General features: G+C 50.2%; 10 protein-coding genes, 3 rRNA genes and 1 pseudogene. 6 read left to right on the top strand and 8 right to left on the bottom strand.

The window, feature by feature from the left end; translation table 11 throughout:
* Positions 1-101: 101 nt before the first annotated feature.
* Both ACTOY7_RS11855 and ACTOY7_RS11850 read left to right on the top strand, forming a co-directional pair.
* Positions 102-353 (top strand): annotated as a pseudogene (locus ACTOY7_RS11855) (mannitol dehydrogenase family protein); the annotation flags it as partial.
* Positions 354-887: 534 nt separating this feature from the next.
* Entirely contained in the window at positions 888-5,336 is a 4,449-nt protein-coding gene (locus ACTOY7_RS11850; RefSeq protein WP_482671585.1) for a DEAD/DEAH box helicase, read from the top strand.
* A 181-nt stretch (positions 5,337-5,517) separates the two neighbouring features.
* On the opposite strand, the gene ACTOY7_RS11845 is transcribed toward ACTOY7_RS11850, so the two are convergent.
* The 8 genes from ACTOY7_RS11845 to ACTOY7_RS11810 form a co-directional block, all read right to left on the bottom strand.
* Complete coding sequence (locus tag ACTOY7_RS11845; protein ID WP_482671584.1) at positions 5,518-8,073, bottom strand: MBL fold metallo-hydrolase; 2,556 nt, start codon at positions 8,071-8,073, stop codon at positions 5,518-5,520.
* Between the two features lie 77 nt (positions 8,074-8,150).
* Positions 8,151-9,206 (bottom strand): type IV pilus twitching motility protein PilT, encoded by a 1,056-nt coding sequence (locus ACTOY7_RS11840; RefSeq protein WP_160284625.1) that lies wholly within the window; start codon positions 9,204-9,206, stop codon positions 8,151-8,153.
* An 81-nt stretch (positions 9,207-9,287) separates the two neighbouring features.
* Entirely contained in the window at positions 9,288-9,809 is a 522-nt protein-coding gene (locus ACTOY7_RS11835; RefSeq protein ID WP_482671583.1) for a hypothetical protein, read from the bottom strand.
* The gene (locus ACTOY7_RS11830) at positions 9,796-10,284 is read right to left on the bottom strand and encodes a hypothetical protein (protein WP_394684323.1); all 489 of its coding nucleotides are present in this window, start codon (positions 10,282-10,284) and stop codon (positions 9,796-9,798) included. Before ACTOY7_RS11830 ends, ACTOY7_RS11835 begins: the two co-directional genes overlap by 14 nt.
* A gap of 271 nt (positions 10,285-10,555) precedes the next feature.
* Positions 10,556-11,011 carry a DUF4860 domain-containing protein gene (locus tag ACTOY7_RS11825; protein ID WP_394684322.1) on the bottom strand — a complete coding sequence of 152 codons (456 nt, stop codon included), beginning with the start codon at positions 11,009-11,011 and terminating at the stop codon, positions 10,556-10,558.
* 26 nt (positions 11,012-11,037) lie between these two features.
* Positions 11,038-11,370 carry a hypothetical protein gene (locus ACTOY7_RS11820; RefSeq protein WP_160284622.1) on the bottom strand — a complete coding sequence of 111 codons (333 nt, stop codon included), beginning with the start codon at positions 11,368-11,370 and terminating at the stop codon, positions 11,038-11,040.
* 23 nt (positions 11,371-11,393) lie between these two features.
* Complete coding sequence (locus ACTOY7_RS11815; RefSeq protein WP_300885629.1) at positions 11,394-12,449, bottom strand: type II secretion system F family protein; 1,056 nt, start codon at positions 12,447-12,449, stop codon at positions 11,394-11,396.
* A gap of 38 nt (positions 12,450-12,487) precedes the next feature.
* On the bottom strand, positions 12,488-13,447 hold the full coding sequence (locus tag ACTOY7_RS11810; protein ID WP_482671581.1) for a transglutaminase domain-containing protein: 960 nt from the start codon (positions 13,445-13,447) through the stop codon (positions 12,488-12,490).
* Positions 13,448-14,020: 573 nt separating this feature from the next.
* Between ACTOY7_RS11810 and ACTOY7_RS11805 the strand changes: the two genes are divergently transcribed.
* From ACTOY7_RS11805 to ACTOY7_RS11790, 4 genes are all read left to right on the top strand, one after another.
* A 16S ribosomal RNA gene (locus ACTOY7_RS11805) occupies positions 14,021-15,553 on the top strand.
* A gap of 166 nt (positions 15,554-15,719) precedes the next feature.
* Positions 15,720-15,837 (top strand): 5S ribosomal RNA (gene rrf, locus ACTOY7_RS11800).
* A 284-nt stretch (positions 15,838-16,121) separates the two neighbouring features.
* Positions 16,122-19,014 (top strand): 23S ribosomal RNA (locus tag ACTOY7_RS11795).
* Together the 16S, 23S and 5S rRNA genes form the textbook arrangement of a ribosomal RNA operon.
* 340 nt (positions 19,015-19,354) lie before the next feature.
* Positions 19,355-21,031, top strand: coding sequence for a sensor histidine kinase (locus ACTOY7_RS11790; protein ID WP_300885014.1), 1,677 nt, complete (start codon positions 19,355-19,357; stop codon positions 21,029-21,031).
* Positions 21,032-21,033: the final 2 nt, after the last annotated feature.

Genomic DNA, 21,033 nt, shown 5'->3' with positions numbered 1-21,033 from the left:
CACCTATTCGGTGAGCACCATATCTTAGCCGATATATATCAAGATATTGAATTTTAGAAGCATGCCAAAGTATTACTTTAAACGAAGTTCACGGATTCAGGGAGGAAGGCAATCCCTTTGAACTGGCGCCGGATCCCATGGTGCCGGAATTGCGGGAGCAGATGGCAGGGATCGCATTCGGAGATCCTGACAGTCTGACGGATCAGCTGCGGGCGATCCTGTCCAATGAAAATATCTTTGCCGTGGATCTGTATAAGGCCGGGATCGGGGAGAAGATCGAGGAAATATTCCGGGAAGAGATTGCCGGACCGGGAGCGGTCAGGAGAACGGTGAAAAAATATCTGGGCTGCTGAGAACATCTTCAAGAAAGGGGGCTGTCGGGAAATGCGTTTTGTCCGTAAGATAATGATATGCGGTCATACAACTATTTTCCGGTAGCCCCTTGATGACTGATCAGATATTAATGTGTCAGCCGACAGTAGATAGAATCGGCAGCAGGCCGCCGGGCCTTTTTCTTCCGCTGCCAGTTTGGATTGTACAGAAAAGAAATTTTGTCTCAGTGGAAATACCATGTTGTCTGGCAACCTCATCTACCATGACAAGAATTAGCCATATCCCATCCTCTGGCAACTTCATTATTTTTTCACATGCTTCCTGCTGGATTACCATATCTGCAATTCATTTCTTAAAAGGATTATTTTATGCTGATTTTTATCATTTATTTGATATAATCCTATCATACTTCTATGTACGATTCAATGAAGTTCGGTATCTGACAGCAAAAAGCAGAATTTAAAGTTGAATTTTCAGCCAATCCAGAATATAATAATTCCTATGGAAAAGCATTGAATGATACAGAATAACAAAGGAAAAAGCAGAAAACTACAATGGAGAATTGGAAGCAAAAATTTGACCAGGACACATTAGACAGAGGAAAGTCAAACTATCTGAACCAAAGAGTAGTTGACTTGACAGAGACCAGCGGCGGATATGAATCCGCTGTTTTAGGAAGGACAAGAATAACCGTGTCCGCAATCATCCGTGGCGGCCGTTTGGGCCGGATGAAGTGCGGATGCCCGGCAGCAAAAGGCGGCAGGAATTGTGAACACATGGCCGCCCTTTTATATGCCATAGAAGCCAGAACCCGGGCAAAGGCACAGGGAATCACGGAGGCGGAGCTTCTGGAAAAAGAGCAGAAAGCAGAAGCCGAGCTGCGGGAAAAGGAAGAGCGGCAAAGGGCGGAGGAGCAGCGGCTCAAGCGGGAACGGCAGGCCGCCCGGTTGCGGCGTCAGCAGGAAGCGAAGCTGACTCCCGAGGAAAGGCAGCGTTTAAAGGAAGAACGGGAAGCTGAAAAAAAGCGCCGGGCGGAGGAATTAAAAGCAGTTGCGGAGCAAGAGAAAAAGAAGCAAAAGCAGGCCCGCCTCCAAAAAGAAAAGGAAGCCGAACAGGCCCGCCTCGAGAAAGAAAAAGAGGCCCGGGAAGCACTCCGCCAGCAGGAAGAACGGGAAGCCCGCCGCCTTGCCAGAGAGCGGCGTAAAGCAGAGATGGCGCAGAAAAAGGAAGAGCAGAAGCGTCTGGCCGAGGAAGCCCGCCGACAGGAAACGGAGAAGCGCCTGGCCGAGGAGGCCCGCCGGCAGAAGCTCCGGGAGCAGAAGGCAGAGGAAGCCAGACTTCGGGCCGAGAAGCGAAAGAAGGAACAGGAAGAAGCCAGACGGAACGCAGAAAAAAGACGTAAGGAAGAGGAAATGCGCAGACAAAAAGAAGCAAAACGGCGGGAAGAAGAACAACGCCGCCAGGAGGAAGAAAAGCAGAAGGCTTTGGAAGCAAAGAAAAGGGCGGAGGAAAAACGCCGGAAGGAAGAAGAGGAAAAGCAGAAAGCCGAAGAAGCTCGTCGTCAGCAGCAGGAACGGAGAAAGGCGGAATTTTCTCTTCTCGGAGATTCCTGGGAGGCGGAATCCGAAAGTGCGGAGGCTGAGCAGGAGAATAAAAATATTGAAAGACTGGAACGCTATAAATATTTTAAAGGAACCCTGATCAAGCATTCTATAAAGATACCAGCGGATGTTATGGCAAAAGGTGAAAAGCTGTATGCCCAGGGGGATATCGAGATGAAAGATATCCTGACCGGTTTTGACCAGTACAGCGAGGACATCCGGGGACAGATCGATGTGGTAGGAAGATCCGGCAATATGGAATTTCCTGTCAGGATCATCTTCTCACGTACCAATGTGACCTATACGGAGTGCCGATGCCCACAGTGTATACGGGAGTTCTATTCCTCCTGGGATATAGAGAAGACAAAATGCCCCTACAAGGCTGGGACGCTGAAGCTCCTGGAGGATTACCTGGATACCCACAGCTTTGGGGATGCCACGGACAGTTATGGAAAGGCGCTTCTGAAGCTTTATCAGGAAAAACGGTCAAATCTTGCGATTGCGGATACGGAAGATAAAAAGGAAAGCCTTCGATTAGTTCCGCGGCTGACCCGGAAGGACGGAAAGCTGTCCGTAGCGTTTAAGATCGGCGAAAAGAAGCTTTTTATTGTTAAAAAGCTGGATGATTTCTGCGAAAATGTAAAAAATTCGGCAACCGCTACCTACGGGTCAAATACCCAGATCAACCATAATCTTGATCATTTTACGGAATCCGGAAAGGGATGGATCCGTTTTATCAACCGGATCGTGCGGGAGGAAGAGGAATTTCTGCAGCGCCTTCAGGAGTCCAACAGGTACGATTATTACGGCAGTCGGAAAACTACGGTAGGAGGGGCGCTGAACCTGTTTGGATGGAGGCTGGATGAATTTTATAATCAAATGGCGGATGAAGCCGTCGAATTTGAAGATAAAGACGGCTGGGAGAAAAGGAAAGAGATTCTAACCCGCGCGGAACGCAATCCCAATGTTTCCATGCGTATTTCCGAGGAAAAGGTGGGAAGCGGCAGAGTATTTCACGGAATCCGGGTGGACGGCGGCCTGCCGGAGCTGTATATGGGGACCGACACGGGATATTATATCGGTGACGGACAACTCTGCCGGGTGGAAAAGGATTTCCAGGAAAAGATTGAACCCCTGTCCCGTCTGACGAGTGATGAAGGATTTTCTTTTCATGTGGGAAGGAACCATATGGCAGAATTTTACTACAGGATCCTGCCCCAGCTGGAGGAAATTGTGGATATCGAGGAGACGGAACCGGAAAAATTCCGCTCTTACCTTCCGCCGGAGGTGCGGTTTGTCTTTTATCTGGATGCCGCGGACCAGAATGTGACCTGCCAGGTCAGCGCAAAATACGGCGGCAGGGAATTTTCCGCATTGGATGTTCTGAGCAAGCAGGATCACGGCGGGATCGAGGCGCTCCGGGACGTGTCCAGGGAGGAGGAGATCCTGTTTCATGTCATGCAGTGGTTTCCGCGGATCGACTGGGAGCGGGAAGAACTGCATTGCGGCGGCGACGAGGAGCTGGTTTACCAGGTCATGGAGAGCGGCACGGAGAAGCTGATGGAACTGGGCGAGGTTCGCTGTACCAAGAGCTTCCTGAATCATCACGTGGTACGGCGTATGAAGGTATCCGTGGGAGTTTCCGTATCATCCGGGCTTTTGGACCTGAGCATTACGACAGAGGATATCCCCCAGGCCGAGCTGCTGGATATCCTGGCAAGCTACCGGGCAAAGAAAAAATATTACCGTCTCAAGGACGGCTCTTTCATGAACCTGGACGATTCCTCTCTGCAGATGCTTTCGGAGATGATGGATGCCATGCATCTCAAACCAAAGGAATTTGTGAAGGGAAAAATGCATCTGCCCATGTACCGTACCCTTTATCTGGATAAAATGCTAGAGGAAAACGACAGCGTGTACAGCAAGAGGGACAGCCATTTCCGAAAGGTGGTCAAGGGCTTTAAGACGGTGAAGGACGCAGATTTCGAGGAACCGGAAAGCCTGTCCAGAATCATGCGTAAATACCAGAAAAACGGGTTCAAATGGCTTCGGACACTGGAAGCATGGCAGTTCGGGGGGATCCTGGCCGACGATATGGGGCTGGGCAAGACGCTGCAGGTGATCGCAGTGCTGCTTGCGGCAAAGCAGGAGGGAAAGGAAGGAACCTCCCTGGTGGTGGCGCCGGCCTCTCTGATTTTCAATTGGGGAGAGGAATTTGAGCGGTTCGCGCCGGAACTGAGAGTTTCCCTGATCACCGGAAATCAGGAGGAACGCCAGAATATCATTGCTTCTTATCAGGAGGTCGATGTGCTCGTCACGTCCTACGATCTTTTGAAACGGGATATCCTGTTTTATGAGGAGAAGCAGTTCCTCTATCAGATCATAGACGAGGCACAGTATATCAAGAACCATACCACAGCCGCGGCAAAGGCTGTGAAGGTGATTCACAGCCAGACCCGGTATGCGCTGACCGGAACCCCGATCGAGAACCGTCTGAGCGAATTGTGGAGTATTTTCGACTATCTGATGCCCGGCTTTTTATATGGCTACGATGTATTTAAGCGGGAGATGGAAAGCCCGATCGTGAAGAGCAGCGACGAGGCCGCCATGACCCGGCTGCAGAAAATGGCGGGTCCCTTTATCTTGCGGAGGCTGAAGGGGGACGTTCTGAAAGACCTGCCGGAGAAGCTGGAGGAGCACCGTTACGTCCGGTTCGGAAGTACACAGCAGAAGCTCTATGACGGCCAGGTGCTTCATATGAAGGAAACACTGGCACAGCAGAATGAGGCGGAGTTCAATAAGAACAAGCTTCTGATCCTTGCGGAGCTGACAAGACTGCGGCAGATCTGCTGTGATCCGTCTCTGTGCTTTGAAAACTATAAGGGCGAGGCGGCAAAGCTGGAGGCCTGCCTGCAGCTCATCCAGAGTGCCATTGACGGCGGACACCGGATGCTGGTATTTTCCCAGTTTACCTCCATGCTGGAGATCCTGCAGGACAAGCTGTCCGGACTGAACATCGCCTACTATACGATCACGGGAAGCACCTCCAAGGAAAAGCGGCTCCAGATGGTCAAAGAATTTAACGAAGGGGAGGTTCCGGTATTCCTGATCTCCTTAAAGGCCGGAGGTGTGGGACTGAACCTGACCGGGGCGGATGTGGTTATCCATTATGACCCCTGGTGGAATCTGGCAGTACAGAACCAGGCAACGGACCGCGCCCACCGAATTGGACAGACCAAAAAGGTGACGGTCTACAAGCTGATCGCAAAGGGCACCATTGAGGAAAAAATCCAAAAGCTTCAAGAGAAGAAGAAAGACCTGGCAGAGCAGGTGATCGGCGGCGAGGCGGCACAGCTCGGCAGTTTGGGCAGAGAAGAGATCATGGAGCTGCTGGGAGTATAGATGGTGTAAGATTCGAAGTCGGCTGACGGCAGGTATTCGGTATTCTATAGAAAAAAAGGACTGAAGGGAAATGACAGAAGCTCTAAAATATATGTGTGATTTTCTGAATATCACAGCAATATATTGCAGAGAAACGGCATTTTCCGACAGTCCTTTTTGACGCTGTTATACGGGGAAAGGCTTATATACTTACAATGCATGAACACCCGGTCAGTATTTCAAATTCCTCAGATAATAACTTTTGTGTCTCTTCATCTGCGGCTTCCCCGGGCTTGAGCTGGATTGTTTTTCGCTCCGGGAGATAGGACGGATTCTTTGCAAGCGCAATTCCGTATTTCATACAAAGCAGCTGTGCGGTGCGGATCAATTCTATCTGGTTCACCTTATCTGAGATTCGGATACGCCAGCCGGTTTGGTCGGCAAGCTCCTGCAGATATTCCCCGTACTGATGTCCGATCACGGGCGAGACGAAACTGAGCTCGAGAAAGCCGCCCTGGGCGTCCTGTTTCAGGCTTTTCTTATCCGGCTTGTGGGGAAGCCCCTCAAAGGTCTGGTCTATGCAGAGAAACGTAATGTTTTGTTCTGCTTTTTCCGCAGTCCGATCTGCAGGCAGAAAAAAGTCGTCACATCCATCTTCGTTCAGCGGAGTGAAAATTCCGGAATCTGCCGTCGGCTGCCCGTTGAGGGACAGTCTCCATCCCGTAATATTTTGGAACTGCTCTGCTGCCTGCACATCACCATCTGACGTTTCAGAAGTGCCGGTCAGGGTCACTGCATAGCATTTCTTCTCCGCATAGTAGGAGGCCTTGGCAAGCCGTCCGCCGAAGAGCGTGGAGAGCAGGAGCAACGCCGCATTGTGGTTCATGGACGGGCTGATCTGTGCAGTCCAGCCGGCAGCCTTGGCAAAGCAATCCGCTTTCTTTTGAAAGTCATCCATATCCTGTGCGTCCGGATAATCAAACTGAAGCAGCACTTTTTTCTGTTCGCTGTGGTAGCTGAGCTTCCGATACGAATAACCGGAGAAAACGGACTCAATCTGTGCGGCAAGCTCCTGCTGGGTCAGCTCTTTTGGAGCAAGTGCTTCTTCCACAGCCTCCCAGGGATTTGCTTCGAAGAGGAAGAGCCGCCTGGTATTGGGGGAGAAGTAGATACTGTGAAGAAAAATTTCCTGCATTTCCTGCAGAATCTCGCCGTCCTCCATGACTTCCGTAAGATATCCGGACGATTTTCCAAACCAGATCTGCGCAATCTGGGATATGGCAAATGCTTTTCCAAAGTAATGCTCCTGCCAGTAATCCCAGAGCAGCTTGTCATCCTCCCTGCGGTATGGGCGTTTCATCTGCATGGTATAGGCAGGACAAAATGAACGCTGTTTCCGCTTGTTGTGAAGCGTGATCTCATAGCGCTGTCCGCATTCCGGTAGATAAATCTGCCGCCGGTAATCCTCTGCGGCCAGTTCGCCGCCAAGCTCGCCGATCACTTCCCGGTTTCCGTGGACAAGGAAGATCCGGCGGGGGGAAAGCTGTTCCAGCAGCGCCATGATCTCGGATTTGTCTCCATGAGCAGAAAGCCCCACCTGTTCAATGCGGCATTTCACCGGGACGTTGCTGCCGTTTATGGAAAGGCTGCCTTCCTCCGGGTTTTCCAGAAGATTCATAAGCTGCCGTCCCGGAGATTCTTCGTCTTGGTAGCCGGTGATGATGATGCAGGCATTCTCCGATCCGGCAAGCTCCTTGGCGTACTGAGCGCTTGGACCGCCGGTGAGCATCCCGGAGCTGGACAGAAAGATCACGGGTCCCTTGGTATTTAGAAGCTCCTCCCGCTTCTGCAAGGGAGCCACAGGCTGGATTTCCTTTGTGTAAAATGGCTCGTTCCCCTTCAGAATCCGTTTCCCAAGCGCATTTTTCAGATAGGTAGGATTGCGGGTGTACATGATATTGATATCCCGGACCATTCCGTCAATATAGACCGGTACAGGCGGAATCTCACCGTTCTGGATTGCGGCCCGCAGAATCAGCAGAACCTCCTGGGCACGCCCCAGGGCAAATGCGGGAATCAGGATTTTCTTTTCCTGCCGAACGCATTCAGCCACAAGCTCCGTCAGGCGCTTTTCCTCAACCTGCCGGTTGGCGTGAAGCCGGTTTCCATAAGTGGTCTCCACGATGGCAAGATCCGGACGCAGCTTCGGAATCCTCGCTCCCTCAATGGTCCTCTGGGAAAAATTAGAAAAATCTCCGGAATAAAACAGGCTCCCATCCACCGTTGTAAGATAGATGCAGGCCGCTCCGGCAATATGTCCGGCGGGATAAAGTGTCAGGGTAAATCCGTCAAAGAGCGGAAACGGGGTCTGATAACCAAGAGGATGGATCCGGCCCAGCATGGCGAGCACATCCTGCTCAGAATAGTGGGGAATCTCATCCTCCCTGTATTTCATGATTTTTAGACTGTCATAAAGAAGCACACGGGTCAGATCCCCAGTCATGACCGTCATAAAAATAGGGGCATTGGGAAACGCTTTGCTGATGATGGGCAGTGTTCCGATGTGGTCCATATGCGCATGACTGATGAGGATCACATCCAGCCCGCCCTGTTCCTGTATTGTGCGGAAGTCTGGAAGAGGGTCCTTTGCGTTGGACTGCCGGATTCCAGAATCCAGCAGGATCCCTTTTCCGGCAATCCGCAGATAGACGCAGCTGCCGCCGATTTCCATGGCACCGCCGAGAAAATGAAGTTCCATAATTGAGTTCCTTTCCCTTCCTAAATTGAATAGATGATTCCTCCGCCAAAATCAAAAAAGGCTTTGACGGGGGAAAATCAGATTTTTTTCGCAAGCATTTCCGGATTGGAAGCATAGGCCAGCGCGGTGTCCCTGCTGATCACTCCGTTTTTGCACAGCTTCTGCAGGCTGCTGTCCATGGAGATCATGTCATCCTTTGCGGAGGAGTAAATGATTCCGTCAATCTGATGCACCTTGTTATCCCGGATCATATTCCGGATCGCGGGCGTCACGGTCATGATCTCAAACGCGGGAACGACTTGTCCGTCCACAGTAGGGACAAGCTGCTGGGACACAACGGCATTGAGTACGGTAGAGAGTTGAATGGCGATCTGCCTCTGCTGGTTTGCCGGAAATACGTCAATGATTCGGTCGATGGTATTTGCCGCCCCGATGGTATGCAGAGTGGACAAAAGCAGGTGTCCGGTCTCGGCCGCGGTCATGGCCACATTGATGGTCTCATAGTCGCGCATCTCCCCCAGCAGGATCACATCCGGACTCTGCCGGAGCGCCGCGCGCAGGGCAACCACGTAATTTTCCGTATCTACATTGATCTCCCTTTGGCTGACAATACTCCGCCCGTGACGGTGAAGGTATTCCAGGGGATCCTCCAGGGTAATGATGTGGGCATCCCGATTTCGGTTGATGCTGTCGATGATGCAGGCAAGCGTCGTGGATTTTCCGCTTCCCGCAGGCCCGGTGACCAGAACCATGCCGCTTCCGCTGTTGCCGTATTGGATAATGTTCTCCGGGATCCCAAGTTCATTCGGATCGGGCAGACGGAATGTAATGATCCGGATTACCGCAGACAGCGCACCCCTTTGCTTATAGGCGCAGACCCGAAAACGGGAGATGCCTGTCAGTGCAAACGCAAAATCATCATCTCCATTTTCTTCAAAAATATGGATATCTCGATGGTCGGCAAGCTCATAGATCTCTTTCAGGAGACTTTCTGTATCCGAAGGCAGAAGCTTCTCCTCATTGACCTGATGGATCACTCCGTTTTTACGAACCGAAACAGGCAGTCCGGCAACAATAAATACATCGGATGCATGTTCGGATACGGCCTGCTCCAGTATTGTCTGAATGTTCATCTTATTTTGATTCCTCCAAATTTATAACCTTATTATACCATGTCACATCTTAACCAGGTGTGACATATTCTGCTTTAGAAATTATTCGGGCATGGGCATGAGCTGCAGCGGCTGGCTTCCTTCCCGGGGCCTCGTATTGACTAGCTGCCATTTTTTAATTTCGTAATATCCCTCGTCTCTGTCCGGAGTTAATACAAGCCCGACTTCCAGCGCCTGTTTTTCGTTGACTGGAATCTGATAGGAGAGTGCGGCAGCTTCAGGGTCATACACGATCTCAAGCCCGACCTCGTCAAATTCCGTTCCGTCGATCTGGGTAAAGTCCAGCCCATTCATCCAATTCCGGGAACCGTCTGACCCGCCTGCCGGACTGTCTGCCGATTTCTCCAGGATGGCATCGATCTGCGCCAGCACATCCTCAGCTACGTTGCATGCCTGGTAATAGTCCGTTCTGCGCTGTGCCGCTCGGCTGCTGAAGGAATAATCACTCTGCGCGCTGGACAGAGATAATGTAGCAAATGTGACGAGACAAAGCACAAGGAAGACTACCAGCAGCAGGGAAGAACCGATATTGACAAAAGGTGCCTGTCTTTTATCTCTTTGCATGGTCAGCCCTCCTCTGCAGATAATGCTTTACAGTCAGCTCATAGATCGGGTCCTCTGTTTCAGCCTCACCGATTGTCATTCCGGCAGTCAGCATCTGTCCCTGTTCCCACAATACGGCCTGGAGTACATAAGCTTTCTCCTTTTCCGCACAGGGGATAAATTCTTTGTCATAAAAGATCAATGCGGATACGGAAGGCACATCCCCGTTTTCTTCGGAGTCGGTAAGAGAAGCATCCGGATAGAGTCCGGTGATCACCTCTATGGCGTTCGTCATCCCGTCGGAAGTATTTACAATCTCTGCCATTCCGGAGCACTCGCTGACTGCATGATTCAGCCGCTGAGCATCCCGGCTCAGGATATGTGATTTCACAAAAAACTGCACGCAGACAGCACTTGCAAGTGAGAAAAATAAAATGGCAAGTACCAGCTCCAAAAGAAATAAACTGGATGACTTGGCCCGATTTCTGTGTTTCATGTCAAAACTCCCTCTGTATTTAGTGAGCCCTTCTATTTCTCCGATTGCACAGGTCAAAAAGCCTCGACGCAGCCGTAAGGAATTCACCATGCTGTGCATGGCCCCCCTTAGACACTTAACAAAAATTTCTTGAACAAAATGGCAAAATTTTTGTATGGTGCTTTTCTGGTTTATCCGGGTTAGGACAAAGCCTGCATCGCCTGCGTTTTTTGACCTGTATACTCGAAGAAATATCCTGCGCAATCTGTACAAGTTATTTTCCGACAGTTCCCTAGCGGCTCCGTATCCCTGCGATCATGCTGTCCCGGTTTCCGTCTGCGTCCGTACAGGTAAACCGGAACATGCCGTCCTTTACGGTCTCCATGGAAAAATCCTCCACGGCAAGGATGGTTTTACCGCTTTTTGCAGGGGCGTCCACTCCAACTTTGATAAATAATTCTTTCAGTTCATTTTCATATACGTAGATATAGGTCTGATAAGTATCCTCTCGGCGAGGTTGCTTCAGGATCAGCGCGTCACATCCGTCAAAAGTGCCGAGAACCACATCGCCATTGATATCATTTTGATGGATCTTCTCGCAGATATAGGCCAGGGAAGTGCGGGCCGTATAGTTGAGAGAGGAATGCTCGGTGGTGGAGCGATAGACTCCTGTAGCCAGCAGGATCACGGTCATAGCAGAAACTGCGAATACAAAAAATAATGCCACCGGAAACAAAAAATCAATCATATGATTCTGTTGGATTCGAAAGCGCATCATGGTTCTCCTTTCTCAATGATTGTGACATCCGGCAGGATATTGGCGCCGATTACCTGGTAATCTACAAAGAAACGATCCTCATCATAGGTCAGGCCGTAATGCTCCTTCAGATAATCCAGACTTTCAGGATAAGAGCCCTCGACCGCATAGCAATAAGTAATATTCCGGATCAGGGCACTTTCCAGACTTTCCTTCTGCCGCTTCTGAGTGCTGGAGGACAGGGATTCAATCCCCTGATAGAAGATTCCTGTGATCAGTGTAAACGCACAGACAGAAAGGACAATTTTCCGGTATGTATGCGGTGCTTTCCGATATTGAAAACGAGCCATTTTCTTCCTCCTATAAAATCCACTTACAGACTGGACATGATGCCCATCAGCGGCAGCATGACAGACAACAGGATCACGCCTACGATCAGGGACAAAGCAATAACAAGCGTAGGCTCTAATACTGCAAGGGCCGTATTCATCCGATTATCGATCTCATCCTGATACAGTTCGGCGATCCGGTCCATTACCTGATCCATGGAGCCCGTTCTGGAACCGATGGAAGCCATGCGGGCATAGATTCCGGCGAACATACCAGTTTCATGCAGGGCCTCGGACAGATCCTGCCCCTCGTCCATTTTCTTTCTGCAGCTTTCCAGCTTTTCCTGATACAGCGGATCGTCATTCAGGGCACTGACCAGTTCCATACTCCGTTCCGGATTCAGCCCGCTGCTCAGTGTGAGAGCCATTCCGCTGGCAAAACGGCAAGCTGCGATCTCCTCATAGACCGGACGTATAAAGGCCAGGCGATATCCCAGGCTGCGCATGAAGGCTCGTCCGCTTCTGGTGCGGGTGCAGTAAAGGATCAGCAGCACCACTGCCACCAGCAGTCCGGTCAGGGCAATGGAATAACGGTTGATGGCATTGCCGAGATCCATCAGCATTCGGGAAAATCCGGTCATCTCTGTACCAAGCTGAACAAATACCTGATTGAAGATCGGCATGACCTTTACAAGCAGAACAATAATGACCGCAATCATCATGCCGGCCATGATCAGCGGATATGTAACGGCGCTTTTGATGCTTTTCCCAATGGCATCCTCACGGTCATAGTGGCTGCTCAGGGCCTCCATGACATCATCCAGCGTGCCGGTCTCTTCCCCGATCTCGACCATATGAAGCATATAAGAGGGAAACAGCCCGGTATCAGACAGGGAATCATACAAGCTTCCGGTCTCCTGCATCCTCTTCAGGATCTGCTCCAGGATCTGGCGTTCCTCTCCCTCCGGGGCATCTTCAACCATGATCGTGATTCCTTCTATCGAAGAAATGCCGGATTTCAGGACCAGGGCAATCTGCCCGCAGAAAGCCGAAATCTCCATATTTGAAAAAGGTTTTGCATGTATTTCTTTATTCTCCATAACCGCCCTCCGTTTTCCTCTCAAAATAACACAAAAATTCAATAAGAATATTTAACGACATAATTGCTGCCGTCGCCGATATATTTTTCCACAGACTTCTTATTGTTTGACGCGCCCAGCGTCGGATCCATCAGTGTCCAGTTCGTACCGTCGAATTCGATGATGTTGTCCACCCAGCCGGCTTCCTTCAGATAGACACTGATCCATGCATGATAGGCTTCGCCGGAATAGCCGATCTCCAGTCTGGTGGGGATTCCCTGGGAGCGGAGCATGGCTGTCATCAAAGACGCATAATCAAAGCAGATGCCCTTCCCGGTGGACATGGTCTCGTCGATATTCGGAAGATAGTTGGGCTGGACATTCTCTGCCTTTTCCTTATCGTAGGTTACATTTTCTATAATGTAATGATATACATTCTCCACATAGGACAGGTCATCCGATGATTTTTCCGATAATTGAATACCGTATTGGACGGCCTGAGATTCCTGGGTATACCATGCGTATTGGTTGGGATACAAAAACGGTTTGAACTCATCATTTAAAGCAACCTCAATATCCTGTGAAAATGCCAACGCATACATATCATCATAGGCATGCTCCAGTACCTCCATATGATAGGAGCCGCTGCCGCCTGTCAGGGGAAAGGTCTCATACTGGCCGATTGCCAGCGCATAAGTGTAAAAGGTTCCTCCCGGTATGGTGATCCGGAGACGCACCTGTTCCGAGGCACCGGCATACTTTACCATCACATAGCCCTCGCTGGTATTGGAAGCATCAATGGAAATGGTGTCGCTTCCATATACAACGGCTCCTGAAGCCTGTGGCAGCAGGGATTGCTCCACCGTTTGCCGTACTGCCTCCAGTTCAGACTTTTGATTTGAACCGGAAGAACTCCGACTCTGACCGGATTCCCTGGAATCCTTGCCGCATCCTGTTAAAAAAAAGGCCGCTCCAAAAATGAAAAAAAGCATATACCAGAAAAATATCTTTCTATTCATTTTCTACAGCCTCCTTTTCCTATTCTATATTTTATAAATTCCATGAATCTCATTCGTTCGAGATTGTGTGACGCAATCTTCCATACCCATTTTGCCACAGATACATCAATTAATCAAGCTGTTTTTCAGGTAACAATATTGCGGATATAACAGGAGCAGGTGAAACACATATAATAGGTAGAGAAAGAAATAAAAGCGGCGGAAGAGAAAAAAATGTAAAAAAATGTAAAAAAGCTATTGACATCTGATAAAGCAAGTGATATTATATGCAAGCTGACTCGTGAGAGACAGCCAAGAAAAAGAAGTTCGAAAGAAACTTCAAAAAAAATAAAAAAAGTTCTTGACAAGCGAAAAGCGATGTGATAATATATATGAGCTGTCGCTTGACAGAGAAAAAAGACGAACCTTGATAATTAAACAATAGACAACGATCCTTGAAAATTTCTTAAAAGAGAGAAATTCAAAGAACGAGCATTAAGAAGAAGATTTTTGATGCGCCTCTGCTTCGGAAGAAGCGGAAAACAGTAAAAAAGGATGGATTAGCCAGAAAGGTTGATCCTGACGGAAAAAACTTTTAACGAGAGTTTGATCCTGGCTCAGGATGAACGCTGGCGGCGTGCTTAACACATGCAAGTCGAGCGAAGCACTTTTTTAGAACTCTTCGGAGGGAAGAGAGGGTGACTTAGCGGCGGACGGGTGAGTAACGCGTGGGCAACCTGCCTTACACAGGGGGATAACAATTAGAAATGATTGCTAATACCGCATAAGACCCCGGTACCGCATGGTACAGGGGTAAAAACTGAGGTGGTGTAAGATGGGCCCGCGTCTGATTAGGTAGTTGGTGGGGTAGAAGCCTACCAAGCCGACGATCAGTAGCCGACCTGAGAGGGCGACCGGCCACATTGGGACTGAGACACGGCCCAAACTCCTACGGGAGGCAGCAGTGGGGAATATTGCACAATGGGGGAAACCCTGATGCAGCGACGCCGCGTGAGTGAGGAAGTATTTCGGTATGTAAAGCTCTATCAGCAGGGAAGAAAATGACGGTACCTGACTAAGAAGCCCCGGCTAACTACGTGCCAGCAGCCGCGGTAATACGTAGGGGGCAAGCGTTATCCGGATTTACTGGGTGTAAAGGGAGCGTAGACGGAATTGCAAGTCTGATGTGAAAATCCGGGGCCCAACCCCGGAACTGCATTGGAAACTGTATTTCTAGAGTGTCGGAGAGGCAAGTGGAATTCCTGGTGTAGCGGTGAAATGCGTAGATATCAGGAGGAACACCAGTGGCGAAGGCGGCTTGCTGGACGATGACTGACGTTGAGGCTCGAAAGCGTGGGGAGCAAACAGGATTAGATACCCTGGTAGTCCACGCCGTAAACGATGACTACTAGGTGTCGGGTGGCAAAGCCATTCGGTGCCGCAGCCAACGCAATAAGTAGTCCACCTGGGGAGTACGTTCGCAAGAATGAAACTCAAAGGAATTGACGGGGACCCGCACAAGCGGTGGAGCATGTGGTTTAATTCGAAGCAACGCGAAGAACCTTACCTGGCCTTGACATCCCGGTGACAGCGGAGTAATGTCCGTTTTCCTTCGGGACACTGGAGACAGGTGGTGCATGGTTGTCGTCAGCTCGTGTCGTGAGATGTTGGGTTAAGTCCCGCAACGAGCGCAACCCTTACCTTCAGTAGCCAGCATAGTAGATGGGCACTCTGGAGGGACTGCCAGGGACAACCTGGAGGAAGGTGGGGATGACGTCAAATCATCATGCCCCTTATGGCCAGGGCTACACACGTGCTACAATGGCGTAAACAAAGAGAAGCGACCACGTGAGTGTGAGCGAATCTCAAAAATAACGTCTCAGTTCGGATTGTAGTCTGCAACTCGACTACATGAAGCTGGAATCGCTAGTAATCGCGGATCAGAATGCCGCGGTGAATACGTTCCCGGGTCTTGTACACACCGCCCGTCACACCATGGGAGTCAGTAACGCCCGAAGCCGGTGACCCAACCTAACCAGGAGGGAGCCGTCGAAGGCGGGACGGATGACTGGGGTGAAGTCGTAACAAGGTAGCCGTATCGGAAGGTGCGGCTGGATCACCTCCTTTCTAAGGAAGAAAGAAGTAGAGCGCGTTGTCTATTGTTTAGTTATCAATGAGTGAGTGCGTGGGATGAGTGATACGGCCAGATGACAGGCTTGCCTGGGAGAAGGCTGAAGAGATTAAGACTCAATCTTGGCATGAACGGAGTATAACAGAAGATAACTAAGACATTTCTGGCGGCGACGCGCCCGGGGGCAACACCCGTACCCATCCCGAACACGATGGTTAAGGCCCGGGCGGCCGATGGTACTACACTGGTGACGGTGTGGGAGAGTAGGTGGCCGCCAGATTCAAAGAAAGAGCTGTGGAAGGGGAGAGCGGAAACAGCGCTGATGCACCTTGAAAACTGCATACGAAGAAAGAAATACTTATTGATTTTGAAAAAGAAAACAATGAGTAAGATTGAATCAAATAGAAATGAGACAATCAAGACATCCGAGGTAATGTTAACAAACATGACCAGACCCGAAAGGGTCGCTGGAAGACGACCAGGCTAAAAACGTCAACCACCAACGCGTGCAACGCTATGCATGTGTAGCCCATTGTCCATCCCGTGGACGAAAGAGGGCGAGTTGGTTATGCTGATAAGAGCGTATGGCGGATGCCTTGGCACTAAGAGCCGATGAAAGACGTGATAAGCTGCGAAAAGCTTCGGGGAGGGGCAAATACCCATTGATCCGGAGATATCTGAATGGGGAAACCTGCCTGAGCAGCCCTCAGGCATCCCTGACCCAATCCATAAGTCAGGGAAGGGAACCCGGTGAACTGAAACATCTAAGTAGCCGGAGGAAGAGAAAACAACAGTGATTTCCAAAGTAGCGGCGAGCGAAATGGAAGGAGCCCAAACCGGGATGCGAGTCATCCCGGGGTTCGGACCGCGGAAGTGATTCAATGAGCCTAGCGGAATGGTTTTGGGAAAGCCAGCCAGAGAGGGTGAAAGCCCCGTAAGCGAAAGGCGAGTTGACATGGCGGGATCCAGAGTACCACGAGACACGTGGAACCTTGTGGGAACGTGCGGGGACCACCCCGTAAGGCTAAATACTCCTTAGTGACCGATAGCGCATAGTACTGTGAAGGAAAGGTGAAAAGAACCCCGGGAGGGGAGTGAAAGAGAACCTGAAACCATACGTTTACAAGCTGTGGGACCACGATAGATGTGGAACCGCGTACTTTTTGTAGAACGGTCCGGCGAGTTGCGCTGGCTGGCAAGGTTAAGGACTATAAGGTCCGGAGCCGAAGGGAAACCGAGTCTTAATAGGGCCGGAGTCAGTCGGAGCAGACCCGAAACCGGGTGATCTATCCATGTCCAGGCTGAAGTTGCCGTAAAAGGCAATGGAGGGCCGAACCCACATCCGTTGAAAAGGGTGGGGATGAGGTGTGGATAGGGGAGAAATTCCAATCGAACCCGGAGATAGCTGGTTCTCCTCGAAATAGCTTTAGGGCTAGCCTCATACAAGTCTTGCGGAGGTAGAGCACTGAATTCCTAAGGGGGCGTCAAAGCTTACCAAGGGATATCAAACTCCGAATGCCGCGTAGATGGTGTATGGGAGTCAGACTGTACGAGATAAGTTGGACAGTCGAGAGGGAAAGAGCCCAGACCTGCGGCTAAGGCCCCAAAATGTGTGTTAAGTGGAAAAGGATGTGGGATTTCAAAGACAACTAGGATGTTGGCTCAGAAGCAGCCATACATTAAAAGAGTGCGTAATAGCTCACTAGTCGAGAGGTCCTGCGCCGAAAATGTCCGGGGCTGAAACACACTGCCGAAGCCCAGGAACCATCGAATGATGGCTGGTAGAGGAGCATTGGGTATAGGACGAAGCAGTACCGAAAGGAGCTGTGGACTGTACCGAAGAGAGAATGCCGGAATGAGTAGCGAGAGGAAGGTGAGAATCCTTCCGGCCGAATATCTAAGGTTTCCAGGGTAAAGCTGATCTGCCCTGGGTAAGTCGGGACCTAAGGCGAGGTCGAGAGACGTAGCCGATGGACAACAGGTTGAAATTCCTGTACTGCCATATGACAGAACTGTGGGGACGCGGAAAGGAGAGCGCGAGCCGGGATTGGAAAGACCGGTGTAAGCGGAGTACCAGTGCATCAGGCAAATCCGGTGTACAATGGGAAACCGTGATACGGACCGAATCAGAGTAGGGAAGCGCGCGGCCTGGCTGCCGAGAAAAGCCGCTATTGTTCATATGGTACCCGTACCGTAAACCGACACAGGTGGATGAGGAGAGGATCCTAAGGCCGACGGGAGAAGCATTGTTAAGGAACTCGGCAAAATGACTCCGTAACTTCGGGAGAAGGAGTGCCTAGCGATAGGCCGCAGAGAATTGGCCCAAGCAACTGTTTAGCAAAAACACAGGTCTATGCGAAACCGAAAGGTGAGGTATATGGGCTGACGCCTGCCCGGTGCTGGAAGGTTAAGGGGAGAGGTTAGCGCAAGCGAAGCTTTGAACTTAAGCCCCAGTAAACGGCGGCCGTAACTATAACGGTCCTAAGGTAGCGAAATTCCTTGTCGGGTAAGTTCCGACCCGCACGAAAGGCGTAATGATTTGGGCACTGTCTCGACAATGCACCCGGTGAAATTGAAATACCAGTGAAGATGCTGGTTACCCGCGCCAGGACGGAAAGACCCCATGGAGCTTTACTCCAGCTTGACACTGGGACTCGGTATTGCATGTACAGGATAGGTGGGAGGCAGAGAAGTCGCGACGCCAGTTGCGATGGAGCCACCGTTGGGATACCACCCTTGTAGTGCTGGGTTTCTAACCAGCGGCCGTGATCCGGCCGTGGGACAATGTCAGGTGGGGAGTTTGACTGGGGCGGTCGCCTCCGAAAGGGTATCGGAGGCGCTCAAAGGTTCCCTCAGAATGGTCGGAAACCATTCGAAGAGCGCAAAGGCAGAAGGGAGCTTGACTGCGACACCGACGGGTGGGGCAGGTACGAAAGTAGGACTTAGTGATCCGGTGGTATAAAGTGGGATTGCCATCGCTCAACGGATAAAAGCTACCCTGGGGATAACAGGCTTATCACTCCCAAGAGTTCACATCGACGGAGTGGTTTGGCACCTCGATGTCGGCTCATCGCATCCTGGGGCTGGAGTAGGTCCCAAGGGTTGGGCTGTTCGCCCATTAAAGCGGTACGCGAGCTGGGTTCAGAACGTCGTGAGACAGTTCGGTCCCTATCCGGCGCGGGCGTAGGATATTTGAGAGGAGCTGTCCTTAGTACGAGAGGACCGGGATGGACCGGCCGCTGGTGAATCTGTTGTTCCACCAGGAGCATGGCAGAGTAGCCAAGCCGGGCGGGGATAAACGCTGAAGGCATCTAAGCGTGAAGCCCCCCTCAAGATGAGATATCCCATGAAGGAAATTCAGTAAGACCCCTTGAAGACGACGAGGTAGATAGGGCGGAGGTGGAAGTGCAGTAATGTATGTAGCTGACCGTCACTAATAGGTCGAGGGCATAACCAAGAAGGTGGTTGCTGTAAGAGAGCAGTATGGATAGGATAATGATTCTTCGTGTGTAGTTTTGAAGGTACATATGTTAAATATGAATAGTGTAAAAGTTCCGTATGTTCTTTGCAGACGGAACTTTTTTTATATTCTATAGAAAACTTCTCCGAATTTTCTGATTCTTTTTATAATATTTCTGAATGTTTGATATAATGGGATTAGAGTATTTTTGAAAATAATGGAAACGTACTAGAAATTCTTTAGAGTAAATATTTCGGCAGCGGGAGGTGATACCATCTCAGTTAGAAAAAAACTAATGTTGATCCTTGCAGGTATTGTGATTATATTGGGGTTATCCGTGGGATACTGTTCATATGAATATGCCCTGAACATGGTTACGGAAAATAAAAAGAGTGAGATGGCCGATACCGTCAACCGGATTGATATCAATATCAATTTCTGGGGACTGGAAGTAACCCGGCTGGCACAGCGCATCATAGACGGCAATATTGCGGAAGAGGTATTTGAGGAACAGAATCCGGGGGAGGATGGTTATCTGAATTACTGGATTTCCGACTATGTACATATTATCGAGGCGGTTTCTGACATTATTATTCTGGACATGGACCGGAATATCCGGTATCATTACCTTACAGGGCTTGATACGCTTCGGGACGGATGTCGTCTGCAGGAATGCTTCGAGACGGCGTCCCTCAATCCAGAAGAAGAGATCTGGCTTGGTATGGAGGACTCCCTCTATCAGGAGGGAGAAGCGGTTACACTGGTCAAGGCAATTCCGGCAGGAGATCATTTGAGAAAGGGAAACTCTCCGAGAGAAACGATGAAGGGGATCGTTATCATTGAGATCAACCCGGAGATATTCAGAAGCCTGCTGTTAAACAACCAGAGCCTTCCAATCAGCCAGTATACTTTTATCGTAGATAAGAAAGGGCAGATCCTCTGCACCAACAGAAGGGTTCAGCCGATGTGGCTGGAAAAGATCGAAACCACTTTCCAGAACGGGGAACGGAACTTCATCTTGGAATGGGAAAAAGAGAAGTATTACGTATTCGGCCAGTATAACGGTCTGACAGGCTGGAAAACATATTCCGTTGTTGCCGTACCGGAGATATTCCCTCAGGCGTTACAGCTTCGGGGAACGATTGCAATGATCGTATTGTCAGCCGTTCTGGTTGCCCTAGTGATCGTGACTGCGATCTCTTATTCCATTACGGCGCCGATTCGTGAATTGTCCAATGCAATGAAGCAGGTGGAAGCAGAGAATTTTGATATCGAAATCCGGAGTAAGAGAAGGGATGAGATCGGACGGCTTATCATCTCCTTTAACTATATGGTCGGAAAGATCCGCCAGTTGATTTATGAGGTGTATCAGAAGAAGCTTGAACAGAAGAACGCAGAGATCCGGGCACTGCAGGCGCAGATCAATCCGCATTTTCTATACAATACGCTGGATTCTATCAACTGGATGCTGATTGAGCGGGACGAGCAGGATATCAGTGATGTGGTGATCTCACTGGGGGAAATCCTGCGTTATGCGATTGGCGGGGAAAGCCATGTGGTGCCTCTGCGAGATGAAATGCGCTATATTGAAAGCTATCTCTGTATCCAGAAGAATCGACTCGAGGAACGGCTTAACTATCGGTGGGAGGTGGACGAGGACGCCCTGGATTTTTCTGTGCCAAGGCTGATCCTACAGCCAATCGTTGAAAATGCGGTGATCCACGGAATTGAGCCGTTAAAAGAAGGCGGAACGATCACAGTCAAAGCCTGGATGGAGGGAGAGACGCTGATTCTTCAGATCACAGACAATGGAAAAGGGATGACGCGGGAAGAACTGGCGGAATTGAAGAAAAAGATTGACGGAAAGAATGATACCGGCAGTATCGGCATGCGGAATATACGAAGAAGGATCGAATTGACCTATGGCGAGAAAAAGGCAATAGAGATCCGAAGTAACCAGGACGGAGGCACTGCGGTTACACTCCGGATGACGGAAGATCGGCGGGAGGGGTGAGG

The sequence above is a fragment of the Schaedlerella sp. genome, from assembly GCF_056796775.1.
Note: the sequence above shows the minus strand (reverse complement) of the source record. Positions and strands in the feature narration are given on the sequence as shown.

Excerpts from the sequence above, each read along its gene's own strand:
- ACTOY7_RS11850 (WP_482671585.1), top strand. The coding sequence starts at position 888 with ATGGAGAATTGGAAGCAAAAATTTGACCAGGACACATTAGACAGAGGA.
- ACTOY7_RS11845 (WP_482671584.1), bottom strand. The coding sequence starts at position 8,073 with ATGGAACTTCATTTTCTCGGCGGTGCCATGGAAATCGGCGGCAGCTGC.
- ACTOY7_RS11840 (WP_160284625.1), bottom strand. The coding sequence starts at position 9,206 with ATGAACATTCAGACAATACTGGAGCAGGCCGTATCCGAACATGCATCC.
- ACTOY7_RS11835 (WP_482671583.1), bottom strand. The coding sequence starts at position 9,809 with ATGCAAAGAGATAAAAGACAGGCACCTTTTGTCAATATCGGTTCTTCC.
- ACTOY7_RS11830 (WP_394684323.1), bottom strand. The coding sequence starts at position 10,284 with ATGAAACACAGAAATCGGGCCAAGTCATCCAGTTTATTTCTTTTGGAG.
- ACTOY7_RS11825 (WP_394684322.1), bottom strand. The coding sequence starts at position 11,011 with ATGATTGATTTTTTGTTTCCGGTGGCATTATTTTTTGTATTCGCAGTT.
- ACTOY7_RS11820 (WP_160284622.1), bottom strand. The coding sequence starts at position 11,370 with ATGGCTCGTTTTCAATATCGGAAAGCACCGCATACATACCGGAAAATT.
- ACTOY7_RS11815 (WP_300885629.1), bottom strand. The coding sequence starts at position 12,449 with ATGGAGAATAAAGAAATACATGCAAAACCTTTTTCAAATATGGAGATT.
- ACTOY7_RS11810 (WP_482671581.1), bottom strand. The coding sequence starts at position 13,447 with ATGAATAGAAAGATATTTTTCTGGTATATGCTTTTTTTCATTTTTGGA.